This window comes from Zavarzinia sp. (assembly GCF_041650655.1).
In the GTDB taxonomy this organism is placed as follows: domain Bacteria; phylum Pseudomonadota; class Alphaproteobacteria; order Zavarziniales; family Zavarziniaceae; genus Zavarzinia.
This window is the reverse complement of record NZ_JBAZKR010000263.1, coordinates 1-2,731: the sequence shown is the minus strand read 5'-3', so window position 1 is coordinate 2,731 and position 2,731 is coordinate 1. Positions and strand designations below refer to the sequence as shown.

Genomic DNA, 2,731 nt, shown 5'->3' with positions numbered 1-2,731 from the left:
GCCAGCTATGCTCCGGCCCGATGCCCGGATAGTCGAGACCGGCGGAAATCGAATGGGCCTCGATGATCTGGCCGTCGTCGTCCTGCAGCAGATAGGTGCGGTTGCCGTGCAGCACGCCGGGCCGGCCCTTGGCCAGCGAAGCCGCGTGCTTGCCGCTCTCGAGCCCGAGGCCGGCGGCCTCGACCGCGTCGATCGCGACTTCCTTGTCGTCGAGGAAGGGGTAGAACAGGCCGATGGCGTTGGAGCCGCCGCCGACGCAGGCGACCAGCGTGTCCGGCAGGCGGCCTTCCGCCTTCAGCATCTGGGCCTTGGACTCATGGCCGATCACCGCCTGGAAATCGCGCACCATGGCGGGATAGGGATGCGGGCCGGCGACGGTGCCGATGATGTAGAACGTGTCCTCGACCTGGGTCACCCAGTCGCGCAGGGCCTCGTTCATCGCGTCCTTCAGGGTCTGCGAGCCCGAGGTGACGGGGACGACTTCGGCGCCCAGCAGCCTCATGCGGAACACGTTCGGGCTCTGCCGCTCGATGTCGGTCTTGCCCATGTAGATGGTGCAGGGCAGGCCGAAGCGGGCGGCCACCGTCGCCGTCGCCACGCCATGCTGGCCGGCGCCGGTCTCGGCGATGATGCGCTTCTTGCCCATGCGCCGGGCCAGCAGGATCTGGCCCATGCAGTTGTTGATCTTGTGGGCGCCGGTGTGGTTCAGCTCTTCCCGCTTCAGATAGATCTTGGCGCCGCCGAAATGGTCGGTCAGCCGCTCGGCGAAATAGAGCGGGCTGGGCCGGCCGACGTAATGTTCGAGGAAATAGTCGAGTTCGGCGCGGAACGACGGGTCCTTGCGGGCGTCCTCATAGGCCTGTTCGAGGTCGAGGATCAGCGGCATCAGCGTCTCGGCGACGAAGCGCCCGCCGTAGATCCCGAAATGCCCGTGCTCGTCGGGACCCTCGCGGTAGGAATTGGGCGTCTGTGCGGGCGCCATGGCCATGATCGTTCCTCAAACAGACCGCGCCGCCGCCAGGAAGGCGGCGATCAGGTCGACAGTCTTTACCCCCGGCGCCGATTCGACACCGCTCGACACATCCACCGCCGAGGCCCCGGAAATTCGGATCGCTTCGGCGACGTTGTCGGGGGTCAGCCCGCCTGCCAGGAACCAGGGCCGCGACCAGCGCTCATCGGCGATCAGGCCCCAGTCGAAGGCAAGGCCATTGCCGCCGGGAAGGCCTTTTCTAGGCGGTTTGGCGTCGAGGAGCAACAGGTCGGCAACAGACTCGTAATCATGGGCGGTCGCGACATCCCCCGCCCCGGCAATGCCGACCGCCTTCATCACCGGCAGGTTGAAGCGCTGGCGCAGCTCGGCGACCCGCGCTGGGCTTTCCTTGCCATGGGCCTGCAGGATCTTCACCGGCGCCTCCGCCAGGATGGCGGCAAGGGCGGCGTCGTCGGCATCGACCGTCAGGGCGACCGGGGTCACCCCTTCCGGCAGGCGGGCGATCAGGGCGCCGGCCTCGGTCGGGGAGAGGTTCCGGGGCGACGGCGGGTAGAACACGAAGCCGACATGGCTCGCGCCGTGCTGGACGGCGGCATCGACGGCTTCGGGCGTGCGCAACCCGCAGATTTTGACGGCAACGGACATGGGCGGGACTATAGCAGCTTTCCGGCGGCCCAGTGTTGCAGTGCATCGAAATCTGCCGCGCCGTCGAGGTGGGCCGCCACCCGCTCGCCCATCACCGCGCCGAACTTGAAGCCATGGCCCGAGCAGCAGGACAGGACGAGGGCGCCGTCGACGTCGGCGATGCGGAAACGCTCGTCCGCCGTCACGGTATAGAGGCAGGTCTTGGCTTCGATGATGCGGTAATCGTCGAAATCGCGGAAACGGCGGCGGCCGCCTTCCCAGATCGCTTTCGCTTCATCCTTGCCGGCGCCGCGCCGGGCCTCCGGATCGTCCGGGCCACCGTCCATGTGATGATCGCCGAGCTTCAGGCCATAGCCGTCGACCGGCGGCACGGCATAGAAACCGTCGTCCCGCTCGATCTCCAGCAGCATGGGGCCGCTGGCCCAGGCGTCTTTCCACTTTGCCGGCACTTTCGCGTAAGTGACGACCTGGCGCACCGGACGCAGCTCGGCGGCGAGAGAGGGGACGAGGCGGGGCGTCCAGGCGCCGGCGGCGACCACCAGCCGGTCGCCCTCGATCCGGCGGCCATCGGCGAGGATCGCCGTCGCCCGCCCGGGGTCGAGGTCTGCGACGGCGATGCCCTCCAGCAGGGTACCCTTCTCGCGGACATAATCGCCGAGACCGCCGACGATCCGGTCCGCCAGCAGGGCGCCGCCGCTGCGCAGCCACAGGGCGTCGATCGCGCCGTCGGACGAGAGCATGGGAAAGCGCCGGTCGAGTTCGGCCGGCTTCAGCCGCTCGTAAGCGATGCCCAGCCGGTCGAGGGAGGCGGCGGATTGGTCCGCCCAGTCGCCCGCCGCGAAATGATGGGCAAGGGTGCCGGTCTCGACATAATGCCGGCGGCCGAGGTCGCGCCAGACCCCCTCCCACGCCGCATAGGCGTCGTGGATCATCAGGGCATAGCCGTCGAGCGCGCCGTAGGGGTAGCGGATCAGCCGGTGGCGGTCGACCGAGGTGGCGAGCGGATCGGGCACCCGGCCCTGTTCGATCACCGTGACCTCCATGCCCCGATTGATGGCGGCCCTTGCGGTGGCGAGGCCGTAGAGGCCACCGCCG

Annotated in this window: 3 protein-coding genes; all 3 read right to left on the bottom strand. The window is 68.7% G+C overall.

All coding sequences use genetic code 11. The annotated features are described in order from the left end of the window. The coding region (gene trpB, locus WC493_RS23285) for a tryptophan synthase subunit beta (protein WP_373069045.1) at positions 1 to 982 on the bottom strand (982 nt) is incomplete at its 3' end. 15 nt (positions 983 to 997) lie between these two features. Further along, a complete protein-coding gene (locus WC493_RS23280; protein WP_373069043.1) occupies positions 998 to 1,636 on the bottom strand; it encodes a phosphoribosylanthranilate isomerase in 639 nt (212 codons plus the stop codon). Between the two features lie 8 nt (positions 1,637 to 1,644). Continuing rightward, the coding region (locus WC493_RS23275; RefSeq protein WP_373069041.1) for an NAD(P)/FAD-dependent oxidoreductase at positions 1,645 to 2,731 on the bottom strand (1,087 nt) is incomplete at its 5' end.